This is a genomic window from Paraburkholderia strydomiana, from assembly GCF_031456815.1.
GTDB lineage: Bacteria > Pseudomonadota > Gammaproteobacteria > Burkholderiales > Burkholderiaceae > Paraburkholderia > Paraburkholderia caledonica.
In genome coordinates, this window is the sequence record NZ_JAVDVL010000017.1 from 26,968 (window position 1) to 43,601 (window position 16,634).

Here is a 16,634-nt window from a genome sequence, read left to right on the forward strand (position 1 = left end):
TTCGATAGGACATTTATGGACGCACTGTCTGAAGTTTTGTCGATGCTGCGAGTCTCCAGTGCGCTGTCGTCACGCTTCGAGGGACGCGGTGCATGGGCTTTTCACTTTCCAAGCTACCGGCATGTCAAATTCGGATCGGTACTGCGCGGGCGATTGTGGCTGTGGATGGAGGGCGATGCCGAGAGGCACACGATGGAGGAAGGCGACTTCTATCTGCTTACTGCAGGGCAGCCCTTCTGCTCAGCCAGCGATCCTGCATGTGTACCGCTCGATGGACCACAAACGTACCGGTCGATCCGCGGGGCAGATGGCGTCGTGCGCTTCGACGGTCCAGGGCCGGTCTCGCCAGTGAGCCTTGCGAGTGGGCGTTTCGAGTTCGACAACGATCTATCCGCGCTTCTGCTGGCGAACCTGCCGCCGCTGATCCATTTGCGGGCAGCGGACGTCGCCGCGCACGCGCTGTCTCACGTACTCGCGCTGTTGCGCGCAGAGACCGATGGACAGATGCCGGGGTCAGACGTAGTGAAGGCAAGTCTTGCCACCCTCGCACTAGTTCAGGCGTTGCGCGCCTATCTTGCAGGCACCGACGCACCAGCTGGCTGGCTCGGCGCACTCTCCGACCCGCGGATTGGCACCGCGTTATCTCTTATGCACGCCTCCCCGGCGCAGCGGTGGACCATCGATACGCTCGCCGCGGCAGTTGGCATGTCGCGCACCGCATTTGCCCAACGGTTCCGGCTGCGGGTCGGCAGCGCGCCCCTGGAGTATCTCCAGTCGTGGAGAATGTCGCTCGCGATGACAGCGCTGTCGGAGTCGGACGAACCGCTCGCGCGAATCGCCGAGCGCGTCGGCTACCTGTCGGATACAGCGTTCAGCATAGCGTTCAAGCGCAGCACCGGGTTGAGCCCCGGACGCTACCGGAGTGCGAAGCGAGATAACCTTGCGTCCGCGTGATCAGGTCCCGCACGGCGTGGGATCGTCCATGTCACGAAGACAGTTTGACGCCCGTCAACTTCTCACTGAACGTCCACAGCCGCTCTGCCGCGTCGGGGTCGATTGCCCAGGGAAGCACACCGCTCAGCTGTTCGTGCGTGGCAGGTACTGCAGCCGCAATGTTCACATCCTCGCAATAGACGCCGCCTATACCATCGAGCTCGGAACTCGTGGCGCACCATACTGTCGTTGCTGCCCCCTGTTCGACCGTTTTGTAAAGCGAGCGTTGAGACTCCGGAATGTGCCCCTCGGCATCGCGTAATCCAAGCTCCTTCAGCTCTTCCATCGGAATTGCTCGTTGCAGCCCTGTTTCAATCCGACCGGGATGGACGGCGAACGCACGGATGCCATGAGTCTGCCCTCGCCGGTCGAGCGCAACTGCGAACAGCACACTGGCTGTTTTTGACTGCGCATAGGCTATCCATTTGTCGTATTTACGCCTTTCGAAATCGGGGTCATCAAAATCGAACGACGCACGTCGATGAGCACCGGATGACAGAATGGCGACGCGCGCTTCACCCGCTCGCAGCAACGCCGGCCACAATCGAACCGTCAACTCGAACGGCCCGAGATGGTTTGTCGCGAGATGAAGTTCGTGACCGCGCCGATCACGTTGAAGTGGCACAGCCATGATTCCTGCATTGTTCACGAGCAGATGCAATGGGCAACCTCGTGAAAGAAAGCTGGTCGTGAAGCTGCCGATGGAGGAGGGATTGGCAAGGTCGAGCTCGGCCACTTCGACTCGATCGATCGCCGCCAGCGCTTCGCGGGCCTTGCCGGGGTCTCGGGCCGGTACGATAACCGTAGCGCCAGCGCGGGATAGTGCGCGGGTGGCCTCAAGGCCGATCCCAGAATACCCGCCAGTTACGACTGCCACGCGGCCTTGCAGGTCAATTCCGTCAATGACTTCGGACGCTGTGCTCGTAGGGCCAAAGCGGGAACCAAGTGGGGACTGTAGTGGTGGCATGCCTGCTCCTGCTCGCGAAGTACGGTGGCACCGCTCTCAATCATCGCGGCGACTGATCAATTTTCGCGGTGCCCCGTAACGTCGTCCATATTCCACCGGACGCAATTGCTATTCGAGCGTACAGATGCAGGCGCGCCGCAGTTCCTTTCGTTACGGCTTGGGCTGCCGTCGGCAGATGCTCTGGCGACCAGCCAGGCGCGTCGCCGCACTGGGACCCCGCGCAAGACAACGGCTCGCATCACGTAAAGGTGTCGCTTGCGCAGCGCAATGTGGGCGCTAGGATGTGGGATTGCCGCCCGAAGACGCGATCGCTTCACTACCTGCTGTGGACCACTGTCGTGCTCGCCTGCTACCAGCGAACACAGCGTACGGAGGCTCACCACGCACGCGAATCTCCCGCGCTTATCGCCTTTTCCGCTCGCCCCCAGCGACCGGCTCGTACCTACCGCCGATCTCCCCGAGTGGTGCGGTTCGCACTGATCGCGGCGACGTATCAAAGCGCGGTAGCCCCAGCCTTACACCGGCACCACGATCTGGAGAGGATCGGCGAAATGCAGCACCAGACGGCGGTGTTGGATGCGCCAGCCATCGTCGGTACGAACCAGTTCATCGACGAACGCTCCTGCCGCGTTGAAGTGGACAGGCGGCGTATCGCCCTCTCGGCTCCTGTGGGTCGCGTAAAAGTCAGTCCGTGCGAACGCTTTGTCCCCCGCAAGTGACACGTTAGGCAGCCCCAGCATGTGCTGCCAGTTCGAGAACGCACTCATGCTGCCCGGCCCGGAGGCATCGCCGCGCATCCAGCGCGCGAGATCGCGATAAGATCCTACGATGCCGCCAGCCGCACTGTAGTCCACCTGCGCATCTGGCGTGAAGGTCCTGTCCCATTCGCCAAGGATATTACCGTCGTCGCCCTGATGGCTGTCCTGTCCTAGCGAGTACCGTGCAATCACGTCCTGGATCTCGATGCGATCCAGCAGGAAACGGATGTCTTTGTGCTGCGAGTCTATCATTGGTCATGGCTCCTTGAGGCGCCTCGCTTGGCGCGTTATAGCGGTTCGATAAAGCGCGACCGCCGTGCGATGCTGAGCATAGCCGCCCGTTGGAATGAGAGGCAATAATGCACTTTAGAGTGCGATAGTCACCTGAAGGTAAGCATGGAATCGAAAGCCACTAACCCACCCCCGTACCGCTGTCATTCACCCCAGCAGCTCGAGGCGGCAATTCGTGCACTAAGCGGCCGCTGGAAGCCAGTCATTCTTTTTCATCTGTTCAGCGCAGGCAGGTTGCGCTTCTCTGAATTACATCGACTCGCTGACGGCATTACACACAAAGTGCTCACCCAGCAGCTGCGCGAACTCGAACGGGATGGGGTGGTTGCGCGTGCGGTCTTTGCTGAAGTACCCCCGCGCGTCGAGTACCAATTGACCAACGCGGGCCATGCATTACTGCCCGCGCTGCGTGCGCTGGACGCTTGGGGCGCTGCTTCGCTGGGCGAATCTAGCGATGTCTAGTTCCGCACGGCTTGGGCCGCATCGCAACGTCCGGATCTAGATAATGACAAAGAGCTAGAACCAGTACTGTCGCGCATAAATGATCGACATCAACACGCCGGCCACGATCACGAAGTGCCTGACCCAGACAGCTGGAAGCACTCGGATCAGATAGCCTCCAAGGTATCCGCCAATCAACGCGCCACCGAGCATGACGACGGTGGGGGGCCATGCAACGGCACCGGATCCCACGAAGGTCACCACCGCGGCCAGCGAGACGCACCCGGCCAACACGTTCTTTAGCGCCTTGATCGTCCGGATGTCCCCCACTTCAACAATTGACAGGACAGCGGTCAACATCACGCCTAGACCTGCGCCGAAAAACCCGCCATAAAGACTCGTCGCCGCGATCACTGATGCACGCATACGAAGGGACACGCCATCTTCCGTGGGCCTGTTCCGGAATGCCCAGACCTGTATCGTCGGCGCAAGGGCGAATAAGCCGGTCGCGAATGCTATGAGCGCCGGGACGGGCAGCGTGAAGAGGCGCTCCGGCAATGCGAGCACTGCACATGCGCCGATCGCGCCACATAAGAGCGAAGTGAGGCAGAGAACGGTGAAGTACATGGAACGTGCTGGGAGCTTGCTGCGGTCTGCCAGCACGGCGACGATATGTCCGGGTGAGATTGCCACCGCGTTTGAGGCGTTGGCTGTGATGGCGGGCAGGCCCGCCATCATCATGGCGGGAAACGTAATCAGTGTGGCGCCGCCTGCCATAGCATTCACGACGCCACCCGCAATGCCCGCGACAAAAAGAGAGAATGTTGTGGTCCAGTCCATCGTTGCCCCTTTGACAAACGATGCAGTGTGGGGTAATCGTAGAAACAGGTCTGGAACAATAGTGATCGGGTCACCGTTCAGGCTCGGCACGCCCAAGCCACGCGCCTAGGCGTGCGCCATGCCACCGTCTACGGTGATTTCTGCACCAGTCGTGAATGAGGACGCGTCAGACAGCAGGAACAGAATGGCATCTGCCACCTCGCTCGCCTTTCCCCATCGACGCATAGGGATAAGCCCTTCTACATATTCGCGAACCGAGGGATCCATCGTCGCCTGCGCGGTAAGTCGCGTTTCAGTCGGACCTGGCGACACCACGTTCACGCGAATACCTCGCCGAAGAACGTCAGGCGAGGTGCCAACACTGCGCGCGAAGGCTCGCACAAAGCCCTTACTGCCTGCGTAGAGTGCATCGCCGGGCTGGCCTTTGCGTCCCGCCACTGAGCCCACAAAGACACAGGACGCGCCTTCTGCCAGCAGTGGCAGCGCGCGCGCAAAGGTGAACGTTGCGCCTTTGACGTTGACATCCATGAGCTGGTCATACGTTTCCGTATCCAACGCTTCCAAAGAAGTCTGCGGAGCTACACCCGCATTAATCACCAGGCCATCGAGTGCGCGATGGCGTGCTGACACAGCCTTCATGATGCGGTCAATGTCTTCCGGTTGGGCAACATTCCCTTCGATGCATTCGCCGGATGCGCCGAGCTCGTCGGCCAGTTCGTTTGAACGTTCACTGTCACGGCCGCTCGCCACCACGTACGCGCCTGCCTCGACAAGCTTCAACGCAGTTTCCCGCCCAATGCCACTCGTCGCCCCGGAAACAAAGATCACGCGCCCGCGTAAAGGGGAGGTACTCGGATCCATGGTCGCTCCTGTATTATCAACGAGTGTTGATAATAGAAGAGGATCGACAAAAATGTCAACGAGTGTTGATAAATCGACGCGAGAGCGTCTGTCCGCGGCACAGTGCCGCGAGCGGATCATTGACGCCGCACGCTTCACCTTCACACGAGCCGGCTATGATGCGGTTGGTGTCCGTGAAATCGCGGCCAGAGCTGGCGTTGATCCTGCCATGGTGTCCCGACTTTTCGGGTCGAAGGAAGCGCTGTTCAGCGTGGTGGCGGACGAGGCGTTCAGTCTGGAGCCCGCCTTCGTCGGGCCGGTCGACACACTCGCACATCGCATTGCACGACACCTGCTTGGCCCGATTCGCAAGTCAGAAAGCGAAGCGTTCGATGAATTCGCGTTCCTGCTCAGATCGGTGGGCAGTCCCGTAGCGGCGCCGATCCTCGCTGCCGCATTGCACAGAGACTTCGTCGAGCCCCTGGCGCGGCATATTGGAAAAAAGGACGCTCAGGAACGCGCGGCAATGATCACGGCATATGTGATGGGATTCGCTGTTCTCCGTGCAGGGCTGGGTTCGGCAGCCATCGAGCGGGCTAAACCGCAGAGGATCGTTTCTCTGCTCGCCGCAGCTATTCAGACCTGCCTGATCGCAGAGTAGCGCCCGGAATAATGCGGCGCGGACATGCCGGAAACCTTTCGCAACTGAAGGATCGGAACATGACAGAACCTTATCTCTTTGAGGCGAAATGCCCGCCCGAGTTTGACGATTGCCTGCAATCAGGCGGTGCGGCCGCATGGGCTTATCGTCGAGCGCCTACGCGGTGCACTCTCGAGACTGCATACTGGGAGGGGCCGAGGGCGCCTGACGGAAAAACCCATTTTCATAACGAAGCACAGATGGTCTTTGTGCTTTCGGGACGTCGTGAGTTTATCGTCGGTTCACGTTTGTATGTCGTCCACGCAGGACAGGCCCTGCTGATTCCAGCGGGTCATCTTCACCGGTCGGCACCGAGCGGGAACTGGCCCACCCAATGCCTGAACCTGTACGTTCCTCAATCGGAAGTGGCCCTGCTGTGCCAGACCATGAAAATCAGTCCGGATACCAGGACGGAAAAGGGCGAGATATCCGATGTAGTTCAAACCTCTCTGATGATTTTGTCGGATACCAACAGTAAGTTCCGCGACGTGTCGACGTTGGCGGCCGCGTTCGGATATAGCCGTGAAGCGTTCAGCCGGAAGTTCTCAAGGGAAGCAGGGATAGGGCCAGCTGAATTCTCGCTGCTGGTCCGGCTAAACCGCGCTCGAGCTTTACTGCGAGACGGTAGCGCAGCGGCCTTGACCGCTCTTGAGTGCGGCTTTGCCGACCAGAGTCATATGGGAAGGCATTTCCTCCGGACATTCGGCGTTTCCCCCGGCCAGTATGCCCGTACACGATCGGTCACAAACATACCAGACGGGACCGTCGGCGGAGTGAGACGATTCGACTGACTGCGTCCGGAGCGAGACAATGCAAATCGACCGCGCCTGATGAAAGCCGTGCCGGATACCGTCGCCAGAATATTTCAGTGTCGGAGCATCTACTTCACAGGAAGGAAACAAACGTGCACATTCAGAACACCTCGAATTCCTCGCTCTATCCCACGTCAACATTATCGTCAGGCACGGCAGCCGGCGACAATGGCAACGTCGGCACTTCCTTCGACTCGGCGCTGAAGGAACTGAACGACTGGATCAAGGAAACGCCCGAGCAGCGGATGGAAGATTCAGTCCTGGCTTCGATGGGGCTTACACGCCAGCAATTCGAGCAGATGTCAGGGCCGGAGAAAGAGAAGATCGCAGAAAAGGTACGTGAAACGGTGAAGAAGGAGCTACGCGTTCAGGCTGAACAGGCACAAGCCCAAGCGAGCATTAAAGGAGCGGCGGCAGCAGCCTCGGCCACGAACGTACTTGACGCGTCACTTTGACGTGGCAAGGTTGCCCCTGTCTTGACGGCATGATCCGCCTACCTGGAAGATGCGTTATTGACACCTTCACGCCGCTGACAGGTTGCTGGTCCCGCCTGAAAATGCCGTGCGCTGTGCCTGACCCGATGCTCAAGGGAGTTCGGCCGGCCGCCTGCAGGCCGGCTTTTCGACGGGGCGGCCGCGCAGCACGAGCAGTAAAACACACTCCGTATTTTTAGAATGACGCACTCTGCCACCGCTTTCCTGTTCGATTTCGACCTCACGCTTGTGGATTCAACGGAGGCAATTCAATTCTGCGCACAATCGGCGATCGCCGATATGAACCTGGCGGTACCGTGTGCCACGAGAGTCCGTGAGTCGATCGGCTTGCCCTTGCATGACACATTTCGTTTTCTGACGGGGATCGAAGACGCGACTTTAGCCGAAACTTATGCCAATTGTTTTGTGTCGCACGCCGACCGGGTGATGGTCAATATGACGGACGTCTACCCGTCTGCTGAATGCCTGCTAAGGGAGTTACACAAACGCAATGTTCCCGTTGGGATCGTGTCGACAAAATTCAGGCGCCGGATCGAAGCGATATTGTCAAAAGTGAGCTTGCGCCACTGCTTCAGTACTATCGTTGGTGGCGAAGATGTTTTGCGACACAAGCCGGACCCGGAAGGTATCCTGAAGGCTCTTGCCGCTATGAATGTCGCTGCTAACGAAGCACTCTACGTCGGCGATCACCTTATCGACGCACATGCGGCACATGCCGCTGGCACCAGATTCATCGGTGCAGTGACTGGTCAATTGACGAGCGATGCTTGGGCGCGGATCGGATGTAAGTCTGTCGAGCATAGCATTGCGGAACTTGTCGCCTTTGTCCCCTGAAAGCTTGTTGAACTGACCTACCGCAAGAGTCTGGATGTGATCGGGAAAAAGAGGCGCAACAATCGTTCTATGCGTCCGATGCCCAGATATTCTCCGAGGCTCGCGTTGCCCAAGACGACGCCTCGACGGGCAATTTCCCAGGTCTATTGCCGCACACGCAAAACATCAAGCGCGTAAAGCGCAATCAATGAAATTCTTCAGAAATGGAGAGCGATCTCCCCGACGCCACGCCAAAGACAATTGAACCGATGCCGCGGTGTCGTGCAATTCCCGAAATAGCACGCCTTTCGCCTGTATCTCTCGCATCGAAGCAGGCACCAATGCGACACCGAGTTCCGCGGCCACGAAATGTATGATCGAAGCCATCTGCGGCGCAACCTGTCCTAACTTCGGCTCGAAGCCCGCGTCGCGGCAGGCCGCCATGATGGCGTCGTGCATAACTGAACCATATTGCCGCGGAAAGGTAATCAATTCGTCGCCGGCCAGATCTGCAAGCTTCAGGCGCTGCTTCCTGGCAAATGCATGTTTGGAAGGTAAGACCGCCAATAATGGCTCCTCCGAAAGGACCCGTACCTGGAGATCCCTCGCCAGGTGCTCACCTGGCCGCATGAACGCCGCGTCGAGTTCGTCTCCGCTGAGGGCTTCAAACAGGCGTGCAGTATTCGACTCCTCGAGCTGTACATCCACTCCTGGATAGCCTCTTCGGAAGGACCGGATCGTAGTTGCAACCACGGGATTGAAGCCAGACGATGCGGTAAAGCCAATGCGCAAAATACCGAGCTCGCCACGTTCTGCCCGCCGCGCCGCATGACACGCTTCCTCCACCATCGCCGGCATCTTTTCCACGACGCGGTAGAACGCTTGCCCGGCAGCCGTGAGTTCCGCACCCTTCGGAACACGATGGAACAGGCGCGCGCCAACTTCCCGTTCCAGATCACGAATCTGCATGCTCAGCGGCGGCTGGCCGATCCCCACGCGCTCCGCTGCACGGGAAAAGTTCCGTTCCTCAGCAATAGCCAGGAAGTAGCGAATGTGTCGAAGCTCCATGGCCATACATTATATATATAGAAATCGCCGCCATCGCCGTATCGCGATTTCCACCGCGTCTATTTAGCATGACTTCCGAACGATCAACATCAACAAGGAGGTCATGGTTATGCCCACCAGTCTTAGAAGCTGGCTATTCACACCGGCCACCCGCCCTGAGCGATTTGCGAAAGCCGCGTCAGTGGCTTCTGACATCCTTATCCTGGATCTTGAGGACTCGGTGGCGCTCGTCGACAAGGACCGAGCAAGATCCATCGCGCTGCAGACATTGAACGCGGCGAGTGACGGCCCAGCCCGCGTGATCCGCGTCAATGCGCTTGGAACGCGCACCGGACTCGCGGACCTGACCGCCATTCTGGAAAGCGAAGCAACCCCTGACCTGCTTTTGCTGCCGAAGGTCGAATCACCCGTCCAACTCCAGATCCTTGACCGGCTACTGACCGAAGCCGGCGCGTCCACCGCACTGGTCGCATTGATTGAGAGTGCCCGCGGTGTCGATGCAGCTCATGAATCGCTATCAGCTACGCCGCGGCTTCGCGCCGCAATGCTGGGTGCCGCCGATCTGGCTGCGGACTATGGATGTGACGGCCGCGCGCCGAACCTCCTTATCGCCCGCGCCCGGCTGATTTCGGCCGCGGCCCGCGCGTGTGTCGATGCCATCGATTCACCATGGTTCGATCTGCACGATGACGCTGGCTTTCAACGTGATGTGGAACAGGCTGTCGATATGGGTTTCGTCGGAAAAGCCGCGATCCATCCGCGCCAGGTTGCCACCATCAACTCCGCATTCACGCCAACAGCAGAGCAAGTCGAACACGCACGTTCGGTTCTTGCCGTCAATGCTGCCGGAGTCGGCCTGCTAGACGGCGCGATGATCGACGAGGCCGTGGCGCGCAAAGCACGCCGGGTACTCGACGCGGCGGGTCTTTCCACTTCCCCTGAAGGAGCACACCATGGATAACATTCTGCCTGCCTACAAGCGCGTTGGCGATCAGCGCTACCGCGAAACGTCCGGGTTGTATTACGAGGACTTCAATCCCGGTGACACGTTCGAACATCGTCCAGGACGCACTGTTCTGGACACCGACAACGTGTGGTTCACACTGTTGACACTCAACATCCAGCAGGTGCATTTCGACGCGGCATATGCGGCCAAGACCGAATGGAAGAAGTTGCTGGTCGATTCCACATTCACGCTGGCGCTGCTAACCGGAATGAGCGTACGCACGGTCAGCGCAAAGGTAGTCGCCAATCTGGGCTGGGACAAGGTCAAAGCAAGCCATCCGGTATTCGCAGGCGACACGCTTTATGCAGAGAGCACTGTGCTGCATAAGCGCGAATCCAGGAGCCGCCCCACACAAGGCATCGTCACCGTACTGACGCGTGGTATCAACCAGAACGGCGACGAGGTCATGAGCTTCGAACGCACGATGCTTGTCTATCGCCGGGGCCATTCTCCCGAAGAAGCATCGAACTACTAATCGTTATACCGCGGAAATATCACCATGAACATCGCCACTCTCTACCAGTCGAAGCTGACGACGCCGGAGGCCGCAGTCTCGCTTATCGACTCGGGTAGCCGGATCTCGATCGGAATGGCGGCAGCCGAACCGCCAGCGTTGCTCGCCGCATTGGCCGACCGTGCAGCAGCCGGCAAAGTCGAAGGCATTCGGGCCTACTATTACGAGTCGACGCCGCTGCTCAACGAAACGATCCTTCGTTACGAACTCAACGATCGGATCGCCCCGTTCAGTATGTTCATCACCTCGGCCGAGCGAGCGCTCATCAAGCGCGGACTGGAAGACGGACGCAAGGTGGTCAGCTACGTGCCAAGTACATTCCATCAGGCACCACGGCTGCTCGGCGAGCATATCGGCATCGATACCTTACTGATGATCGTGTCGCCGATGGATCGCCACGGATACTTCAGCCTCGGCACCGGCAACGATTACTCGAGCCGGCTGGCACAGACTGCACGCCGCGTGATCGTTGAAGTCAATGAGAATATGCCTCGCGTCCAGGGTAATGGCGCGCAAATCCACGTTTCACAGGTCAGCGCCATTGTCGAGCACACAGCGCCTCTGTTCGAGTTGCCGGTCCGCCAGGCAGCTCCTGAGGACGAAGCCATCGGCCGTACGATCGCTGAGATGGTTCCGGACGGCGCATGCTTGCAGATGGGCGTGGGTGCGTTACCGAACTTCGTTTGCGGACAGCTCTCCACACGCAACGACCTGGGCATTCATACGGAGGCTCTGTGCCCCGGAATGATTGATCTGATCCGAAGCGGAGTGGTTAACAACCGACGCAAGGCGCTGGATACCGGCAAGACGGTGTTTACCTTCGCGATGGGACAGAAGGCGATGTACGAATTCATCGACGAAAATCCGGCGATCTACAGCCAGCCGGTGGACTACGTGAATGATCCGCACATCATCGCCCAGAACGACCGCGTCATCTCGGTCAATGCGACGCTGCAGGTCGATCTGACGGGTGCATGCAACTCGGAACACGTGCTCGGCCACCAATACAGCGCCTCGGGTGGCCAGCTCGACTTCGTGCGCGGCGCCTATGCCTCCAGGGGCGGCAAGTCCATTATCGCCTGTCGTGCCACTGCCGCAAAAGGACAGATTTCGCGCATTGTTCCACGGTTGGACGGCCCGGTCACCACACCACGCATCGATACCCACATCGTGGTCACTGAGTACGGCTGGACGGATCTCAAAGGCAAATCGTCCACGGAGAGAGCATTGAGTCTGATCGCCATTGCCGATCCGCGGTTCCGGGATGAGCTGCTTCAGGCGGCCCGCGATCTACATCTGGTCTGACTGTTCGATCTTATTGGAGGCTTCCATGACACGCACCGTCGCCGACCAGATGGTCGACACCCTTTCAACCGCCGGCGTTAGGCGCGTCTACGGCATCGTAGGTGACAGTCTTAATGGATTCACCGATGCGCTACGCCGCCACGGCGGCATTGAATGGCTGCATACGCGGCACGAAGAGGTAGCGGCATTCGCAGCCGGAGCCGACGCCGCAATCACCGGAGAAGTAGCCGTTTGCGCCGGCAGTTGCGGTCCCGGGAACCTGCACCTTATCAATGGCCTGTTCGACTGCCATCGCTCACGGGTGCCTGTCGTAGCCATTGCAGCACATATTCCGTCAGCAGAAATCGGCTCTGGCTATTTTCAGGAAACTCACCCGGAGCAGCTGTTTCGCGAATGCAGCAACTACTGTGAACTCGTCGCTACGCCAGAGCAAATGCCACGTGCGTTCGATACCGCCCTCCGTCGAGCATCGGCCGAGCGTTGCGTGTGCGTGATCGTCATACCAGGGGACGTCGCGCTGCAGCCCGCAACCTCAGCACCTGCTCCAAGCAGGAAGGCTCTGTGCCTCGCTGGACCGGAGATCGTGCCGCAGCCCGATGTGCTGGACGCCATGGCGGACATTCTCAACTCCGGAGAGCGTATTACGCTTCTATGCGGGGGCGGATGTGCAGGCGCACTCGACGCGTTGTTGCCGCTGGCAGAGACACTCGCCTCGCCCATCGTGCATGCGCTGCGCGGGAAGGAGTACGTCGAAGCCGACAACCCTTACGATGTCGGCATGACCGGCCTGATCGGCTTTGCATCTGGGTACCACGCAATGGAGCAGTGCGATGTCCTGCTAATGCTGGGCACCGACTTCCCCTACCGGCAATTCTATCCCGCCGGCGCGCGCATCATTCAGGTTGATATCCGAGCCGAGGCGATCGGACGCCGAGCGCCTGTCGAGCTTGGGGTGCTTGGCCAGGTGCGCGCCACCCTCTCCGCTTTGCTTCCCCGTCTTCGCAGGAAAGACAACCGGGAACACCTCGAGAAGGCGCTCGGAAACTATCGCGCGGCACGCGCATCACTGGATGAACTTGCTAACGGACGCCCCGGCGGACGTCTTCATCCTCAACATGTCGTGCGCGTGTCGAGCGAACAAGCAACGAAAGATGCAATTTTCACGGCCGACGTCGGCCTGCCCACCGTTTGGGCAGCACGTTATCTACGCATGGGAAACGGGCGACGCCTGCTCGGCTCTTTCTGGCATGGTTCGATGGCCAACGCACTCGCTCAAGCCATCGGAGCACAGGCGGCGGCGCCCGACAGACAAGTCGTCGCACTCTGCGGCGATGGCGGTTTCACGATGCTGATGGGCGACCTGCTTAGTCTGAAGCAACTGAATCTCCCGGTTAAGGTAATCATTTTCAACAACGGCTCGCTCGGCTTCATCGAACTCGAACAGAAATCGAGCGGCTTTCTTGACACCGGCACCCACCTGGACAATCCGGACTTCGCCGCCATGGCAGAGAGCGTCGGCATCAAGGGCTTCCGCCTGGACGATCCTGCCGACGTCGAAGATGTGCTCGGGAAGGCACTGGCATACCCCGGCCCCGTCGTCGTCGACGCGGCTGTCACCCGGATGGAACTCGCCATGCCGCCCAAGGTGACATCCGCAATGGCCAAAGGCTTTACTTTGTACATGCTCAAAGCGGTACTTAATGGTCGCGCAGATGAAGTAATTGATCTGGCGGCAAATCACTTGCGTCGGTGAGCCTTGGGAGAATCGACAAATGACACATTCACATCCCGATCTCACCCCGCGTCGACTTTCGCTAGGAGAACTGCCGCTCCTTGCAGGCATGGCCACGTCGCTTGGGCTGAATAAATACTTCACCGGTGATGCCGTGCTGAATGGCAGCGATCCGATTATCCGCTCTCCGCATCGTTTGGGGGAGGCGTCTGGTATTGCTCAGTTGCTTATCGGCATGGCCGGCGCCGCAATCTGGAACATGCGCACCGGCATCAGCACCGATGTGTCTATTGACATCGTCGATGCTCTGCACTTCCTGCATCCGACGCATTACGTGGCGCAGCAAGGACGCCCCATCAACGTCGGCGCGGAGCATGTCGCCGTCAACGACTTGTTTCTATGCCGCGACGGCCGATATGTGATGCTGGAAGCGGGGCCGCCCTATCCAAAGCTGCTCGACGGATATCTCAACTTCTTTGACTGCGGCAACAATAAGGAGTCCATCGCACGCGAAGTCGCCAAGTGGGATTCTGAGGCACTCGAAGCCGCTGTGGCGGAGGCTGGACTCCCCGCTTGCCGCGCATTTACGAGAGAGGAGTGGCTTGCCCATCCACAAGGCCGTGAACTCCAGGCCACGCCGGTCGTCGAAATCGAAAAAATTTCAGACGGTCCGGTGGTGCCGTTTGCACCGTTCACGGGCGCGAACTCACCACTACAGGGTGTCCGCGTCCTGGACTTCACTCACGTACTGGCGGGGCCTCGCAGTGCTCGTACTCTCGCCGAGTATGGAGCAGACGTGCTGCATATCAGTTCACCATCGTATCCCGATACCCACGCCCAACATCTGGGTGTGGACATAGGCAAACGATGTGCATACCTGGATCTGCGGGACTCTGCAGACCGCGCCGAGATGTTGCACCTGTCTGCCCATGCCGACATCTTCACGACAAGTTATCGGCACAGCGTGAATGCTCGCTTCGGTCTGTTGCCCGAACAACTGGCAGAACGTAATGCCCGGGGCATTGTCTGTTTGACGGTAAACGCGTACGGACATTCGGGACCGTGGGCCGAGAGGCCGGGGTTTGACCAGAATGGCCAGGTAGCAACCGGATTCGCAGTGCGCGAGGGGCTTCCCGGAAAGCCGCGATTTTCGCCTGTTTTCTATCTTGCCGACTTGATTACCGGCTATCTTGCAGCAGCCGGCATGATGGCAGCACTGCTGAGGCGGTCGATTGAAGGCGGCTCCTACCACGTGAAACTGTCGCTGGCGAGAAGTGCTATGTGGGTGCAGGAAATGGGTTTGCTCGATGTATCGGTTCAAAGTGAGCTCCCTTCCAATGATAACTATCCTGCCAAGCTCGTTGCGATTCAAACGCCTTACGGGTCTGTTGCTGGCCTCCAGCCTCCATTGCAATTCGGCGCCATGAAGCTACCAGCGGCTGAGATGCTCGAACCATACGGTGCGAGTCCGGCGACGTGGCAAGACCGTCGCTATTGAGCAGCGCTAATGGCAGCGGCTCTCACTCCGACGGAACCTGCCGATTCCGGACAACCTGGAGAGCCGCGTCAGCCCTCCGCACTTCCCCGCCAAAATTGCTAAAAGGTGCATGATGAAAGAACCGCTTCACCTTCCTCCTGAATCATGCGTGCTGCGAGTAGTACCGCTTCCTGCAGACGCGAACTTTTACGGAGATGTTTTCGGCGGCTGGATCATGTCGCAGGTGGATATAGCCGGCTCGGTGCCAGCATGCCGTCGCGCAAACGGTCGTGTCGTAACAGTGGCCGTCAATTCGTTTGTGTTCACGCAGCCTGTGTTCGTTGGTGATCTGCTGAGCTTCTACGCCAGCATTGTGAAAACAGGGAATAGCTCGGTTACCGTGTCAGTTGAGGTCTACGCACAGCGCATGCGCTATGCGACGGAAGTAGTGAAGGTGACCGACGCGGTGCTAACCTATGTCGCTACCGACGACAATCGGCGTCCGCGGCCACTCCCGCCCATCGCTAACTTGCAGACTGGCACCGCGGGGCAAGAAGCCGTATGTTGAAAGGTGTCACTTCAGAGCCTGAGGATTCCTTTGGTCAAGTGTATGGTGCTTTGCCGTCTCCCAAGAAGCCACGATTTATCGCGTCTGCCACTGCGACCGTATTTGCAGCAACGCGACTGCCACAAAACGTCTTTGATCCGCTCGGCAGCCTATTCAGCGACGAAAGCATGGGCGAATCTAGTGCGCTTACCAGACGAGTCATTTTCTTCGCCGTCGTCACTTTGTTGGTGGCAGCCGTTACGGTTTTCGCAATTTGACGTAGATGTTCGGCTCGTCGCCATTGTGATTGATTGAAAACGCTTCCGCCGGGGACGCCAGGAGCATGCTGCTATCCTCCTCGGCACGCATCTGTGTCTCGCCCTGCTGTCCGCACGCTTGGGATTGCGCTGTCGGGGTCATTGCCGCCCAGAAGCCGTCCGTGCCCAGGACCGCCGAGTTAGGGATCGGTAGATGCCATTGTTGCAGTTCCGGCTCGCAGAACCGTCGTGTAGCAAAGCTCCTGGTAAGCTGGTTTATACCCTCGGCGTTTGCGAGAGCTTTCTCATCCACCGGCCCCAGCGCAGTCGCCAGGGAGTGGACGGGTGTTTTCCATTCCACGGCCCCGGCTCCTTGAACGAGACCAAATCGACAATCGCCTGCATGGACCGTGAAGACCAGCGAATCATGGTCGAAGCACGCAATAAGATATGCAGTCCGCTCAACGAACAGCGGCGAACACGGAGGCGAAATACCTCATGTTGAAGCATGCTTTTGAAGTAATGCAGACTGTCCGGGTGCAGTTCACCACCGATGAGCTAAACGAGAAATCACGAGCGGCAATCTTGCGCATCGGCGCAAAGCAGGAAGGTATCGTGCGCCATGAGCGGATCATACCCGACGGCTGCAAACGCAATTCGGTGCGATTCAGCATCATCGATACGGAATGGCCTGACGTGAAGAACCAGTTGGAAGAGAAGCTGGCCCGCTGGACGAGCTCCCCTGACGCGACGATCTAACCCTTTGGGGCCAGAGGCGC

The 16,634-nt window shown here is 59.0% G+C and carries 19 protein-coding genes and 1 pseudogene; 14 read left to right on the forward strand and 6 right to left on the reverse strand.

Going from position 1 to position 16,634, the window contains the following annotated elements:
* Window positions 1-15: 15 nt before the first annotated feature.
* Complete coding sequence (locus tag J2W46_RS30465; RefSeq protein ID WP_310358955.1) at window positions 16-954, forward strand: AraC family transcriptional regulator; 939 nt, start codon at window positions 16-18, stop codon at window positions 952-954.
* 31 nt (window positions 955-985) lie between these two features.
* Here the strand turns inward: J2W46_RS30465 and J2W46_RS30470 are convergent, their stop codons facing one another.
* Both J2W46_RS30470 and J2W46_RS30475 read right to left on the reverse strand, forming a co-directional pair.
* Window positions 986-1,960: an oxidoreductase gene (locus J2W46_RS30470; protein WP_310358957.1), complete on the reverse strand. Its 975-nt coding sequence runs from the start codon at window positions 1,958-1,960 to the stop codon at window positions 986-988.
* Window positions 1,961-2,475: 515 nt separating this feature from the next.
* Window positions 2,476-2,970 carry a nuclear transport factor 2 family protein gene (locus J2W46_RS30475; protein ID WP_310358960.1) on the reverse strand — a complete coding sequence of 165 codons (495 nt, stop codon included), beginning with the start codon at window positions 2,968-2,970 and terminating at the stop codon, window positions 2,476-2,478.
* Between the two features lie 144 nt (window positions 2,971-3,114).
* Here J2W46_RS30475 and J2W46_RS30480 point away from each other — a divergent pair, with 144 nt between their 5' ends.
* The gene (locus tag J2W46_RS30480; RefSeq protein WP_310358962.1) at window positions 3,115-3,471 is read left to right on the forward strand and encodes a winged helix-turn-helix transcriptional regulator; all 357 of its coding nucleotides are present in this window, start codon (window positions 3,115-3,117) and stop codon (window positions 3,469-3,471) included.
* A 54-nt stretch (window positions 3,472-3,525) separates the two neighbouring features.
* Here J2W46_RS30480 and J2W46_RS30485 read toward each other — a convergent pair whose 3' ends face one another.
* Window positions 3,526-4,290, reverse strand: coding sequence for a sulfite exporter TauE/SafE family protein (locus tag J2W46_RS30485; RefSeq protein ID WP_310358964.1), 765 nt, complete (start codon window positions 4,288-4,290; stop codon window positions 3,526-3,528).
* A gap of 105 nt (window positions 4,291-4,395) precedes the next feature.
* On the reverse strand, window positions 4,396-5,151 hold the full coding sequence (locus tag J2W46_RS30490; protein ID WP_310358967.1) for an SDR family NAD(P)-dependent oxidoreductase: 756 nt from the start codon (window positions 5,149-5,151) through the stop codon (window positions 4,396-4,398).
* On the opposite strand from J2W46_RS30490, the gene J2W46_RS30495 reads away from it, so the two are divergent.
* The 4 genes from J2W46_RS30495 (at window position 5,150) to J2W46_RS30510 (ending at window position 7,970) form a co-directional block, all read left to right on the forward strand.
* Window positions 5,150-5,791 (forward strand): TetR/AcrR family transcriptional regulator, encoded by a 642-nt coding sequence (locus J2W46_RS30495; protein ID WP_310358969.1) that lies wholly within the window; start codon window positions 5,150-5,152, stop codon window positions 5,789-5,791. The genes J2W46_RS30490 and J2W46_RS30495 overlap by 2 nt on opposite strands.
* Window positions 5,792-5,850: 59 nt before the next feature.
* The gene (locus J2W46_RS30500) at window positions 5,851-6,621 is read left to right on the forward strand and encodes an AraC family transcriptional regulator (RefSeq protein WP_310358971.1); all 771 of its coding nucleotides are present in this window, start codon (window positions 5,851-5,853) and stop codon (window positions 6,619-6,621) included.
* 113 nt (window positions 6,622-6,734) lie between these two features.
* The gene (locus J2W46_RS30505; RefSeq protein ID WP_310358974.1) at window positions 6,735-7,097 is read left to right on the forward strand and encodes a hypothetical protein; all 363 of its coding nucleotides are present in this window, start codon (window positions 6,735-6,737) and stop codon (window positions 7,095-7,097) included.
* Window positions 7,098-7,316: 219 nt separating this feature from the next.
* Window positions 7,317-7,970 (forward strand): HAD family hydrolase, encoded by a 654-nt coding sequence (locus tag J2W46_RS30510; protein ID WP_310358976.1) that lies wholly within the window; start codon window positions 7,317-7,319, stop codon window positions 7,968-7,970.
* A 165-nt stretch (window positions 7,971-8,135) separates the two neighbouring features.
* Here the strand turns inward: J2W46_RS30510 and J2W46_RS30515 are convergent, their stop codons facing one another.
* The gene (locus tag J2W46_RS30515; protein WP_310358979.1) at window positions 8,136-9,017 is read right to left on the reverse strand and encodes a LysR family transcriptional regulator; all 882 of its coding nucleotides are present in this window, start codon (window positions 9,015-9,017) and stop codon (window positions 8,136-8,138) included.
* Window positions 9,018-9,126: 109 nt separating this feature from the next.
* Between J2W46_RS30515 and J2W46_RS30520 the strand changes: the two genes are divergently transcribed.
* From J2W46_RS30520 to J2W46_RS30550, 7 genes are all read left to right on the forward strand, one after another.
* Window positions 9,127-9,978: an aldolase/citrate lyase family protein gene (locus tag J2W46_RS30520; RefSeq protein ID WP_310358982.1), complete on the forward strand. Its 852-nt coding sequence runs from the start codon at window positions 9,127-9,129 to the stop codon at window positions 9,976-9,978.
* Complete coding sequence (gene ripB, locus J2W46_RS30525; RefSeq protein WP_310358984.1) at window positions 9,971-10,498, forward strand: (R)-specific enoyl-CoA hydratase RipB/Ich; 528 nt, start codon at window positions 9,971-9,973, stop codon at window positions 10,496-10,498. Before J2W46_RS30520 ends, ripB begins: the two co-directional genes overlap by 8 nt.
* A gap of 24 nt (window positions 10,499-10,522) precedes the next feature.
* Complete coding sequence (locus J2W46_RS30530) at window positions 10,523-11,842, forward strand: acetyl-CoA hydrolase/transferase family protein (RefSeq protein ID WP_310358986.1); 1,320 nt, start codon at window positions 10,523-10,525, stop codon at window positions 11,840-11,842.
* 25 nt (window positions 11,843-11,867) lie between these two features.
* On the forward strand, window positions 11,868-13,595 hold the full coding sequence (poxB, locus tag J2W46_RS30535; RefSeq protein WP_310358988.1) for a ubiquinone-dependent pyruvate dehydrogenase: 1,728 nt from the start codon (window positions 11,868-11,870) through the stop codon (window positions 13,593-13,595).
* A gap of 19 nt (window positions 13,596-13,614) precedes the next feature.
* A complete protein-coding gene (locus tag J2W46_RS30540) occupies window positions 13,615-15,072 on the forward strand; it encodes a CoA transferase (RefSeq protein WP_310358990.1) in 1,458 nt (485 codons plus the stop codon).
* A gap of 109 nt (window positions 15,073-15,181) precedes the next feature.
* Window positions 15,182-15,619 carry an acyl-CoA thioesterase gene (locus tag J2W46_RS30545; protein WP_374726889.1) on the forward strand — a complete coding sequence of 146 codons (438 nt, stop codon included), beginning with the start codon at window positions 15,182-15,184 and terminating at the stop codon, window positions 15,617-15,619.
* Window positions 15,613-15,876 (forward strand): hypothetical protein, encoded by a 264-nt coding sequence (locus J2W46_RS30550; RefSeq protein WP_310358994.1) that lies wholly within the window; start codon window positions 15,613-15,615, stop codon window positions 15,874-15,876. Before J2W46_RS30545 ends, J2W46_RS30550 begins: the two co-directional genes overlap by 7 nt.
* On the opposite strand, the gene J2W46_RS30555 is transcribed toward J2W46_RS30550, so the two are convergent.
* Entirely contained in the window at window positions 15,857-16,216 is a 360-nt protein-coding gene (locus tag J2W46_RS30555) for a hypothetical protein (RefSeq protein WP_310358997.1), read from the reverse strand. The two genes, J2W46_RS30550 and J2W46_RS30555, sit on opposite strands and share 20 nt — an antisense overlap.
* A gap of 92 nt (window positions 16,217-16,308) precedes the next feature.
* Between J2W46_RS30555 and J2W46_RS30560 the strand changes: the two are divergent.
* Window positions 16,309-16,614 (forward strand): annotated as a pseudogene (locus J2W46_RS30560) (GNAT family N-acetyltransferase); the annotation flags it as partial.
* Between the last annotated feature and the right edge of the window lie 20 nt (window positions 16,615-16,634).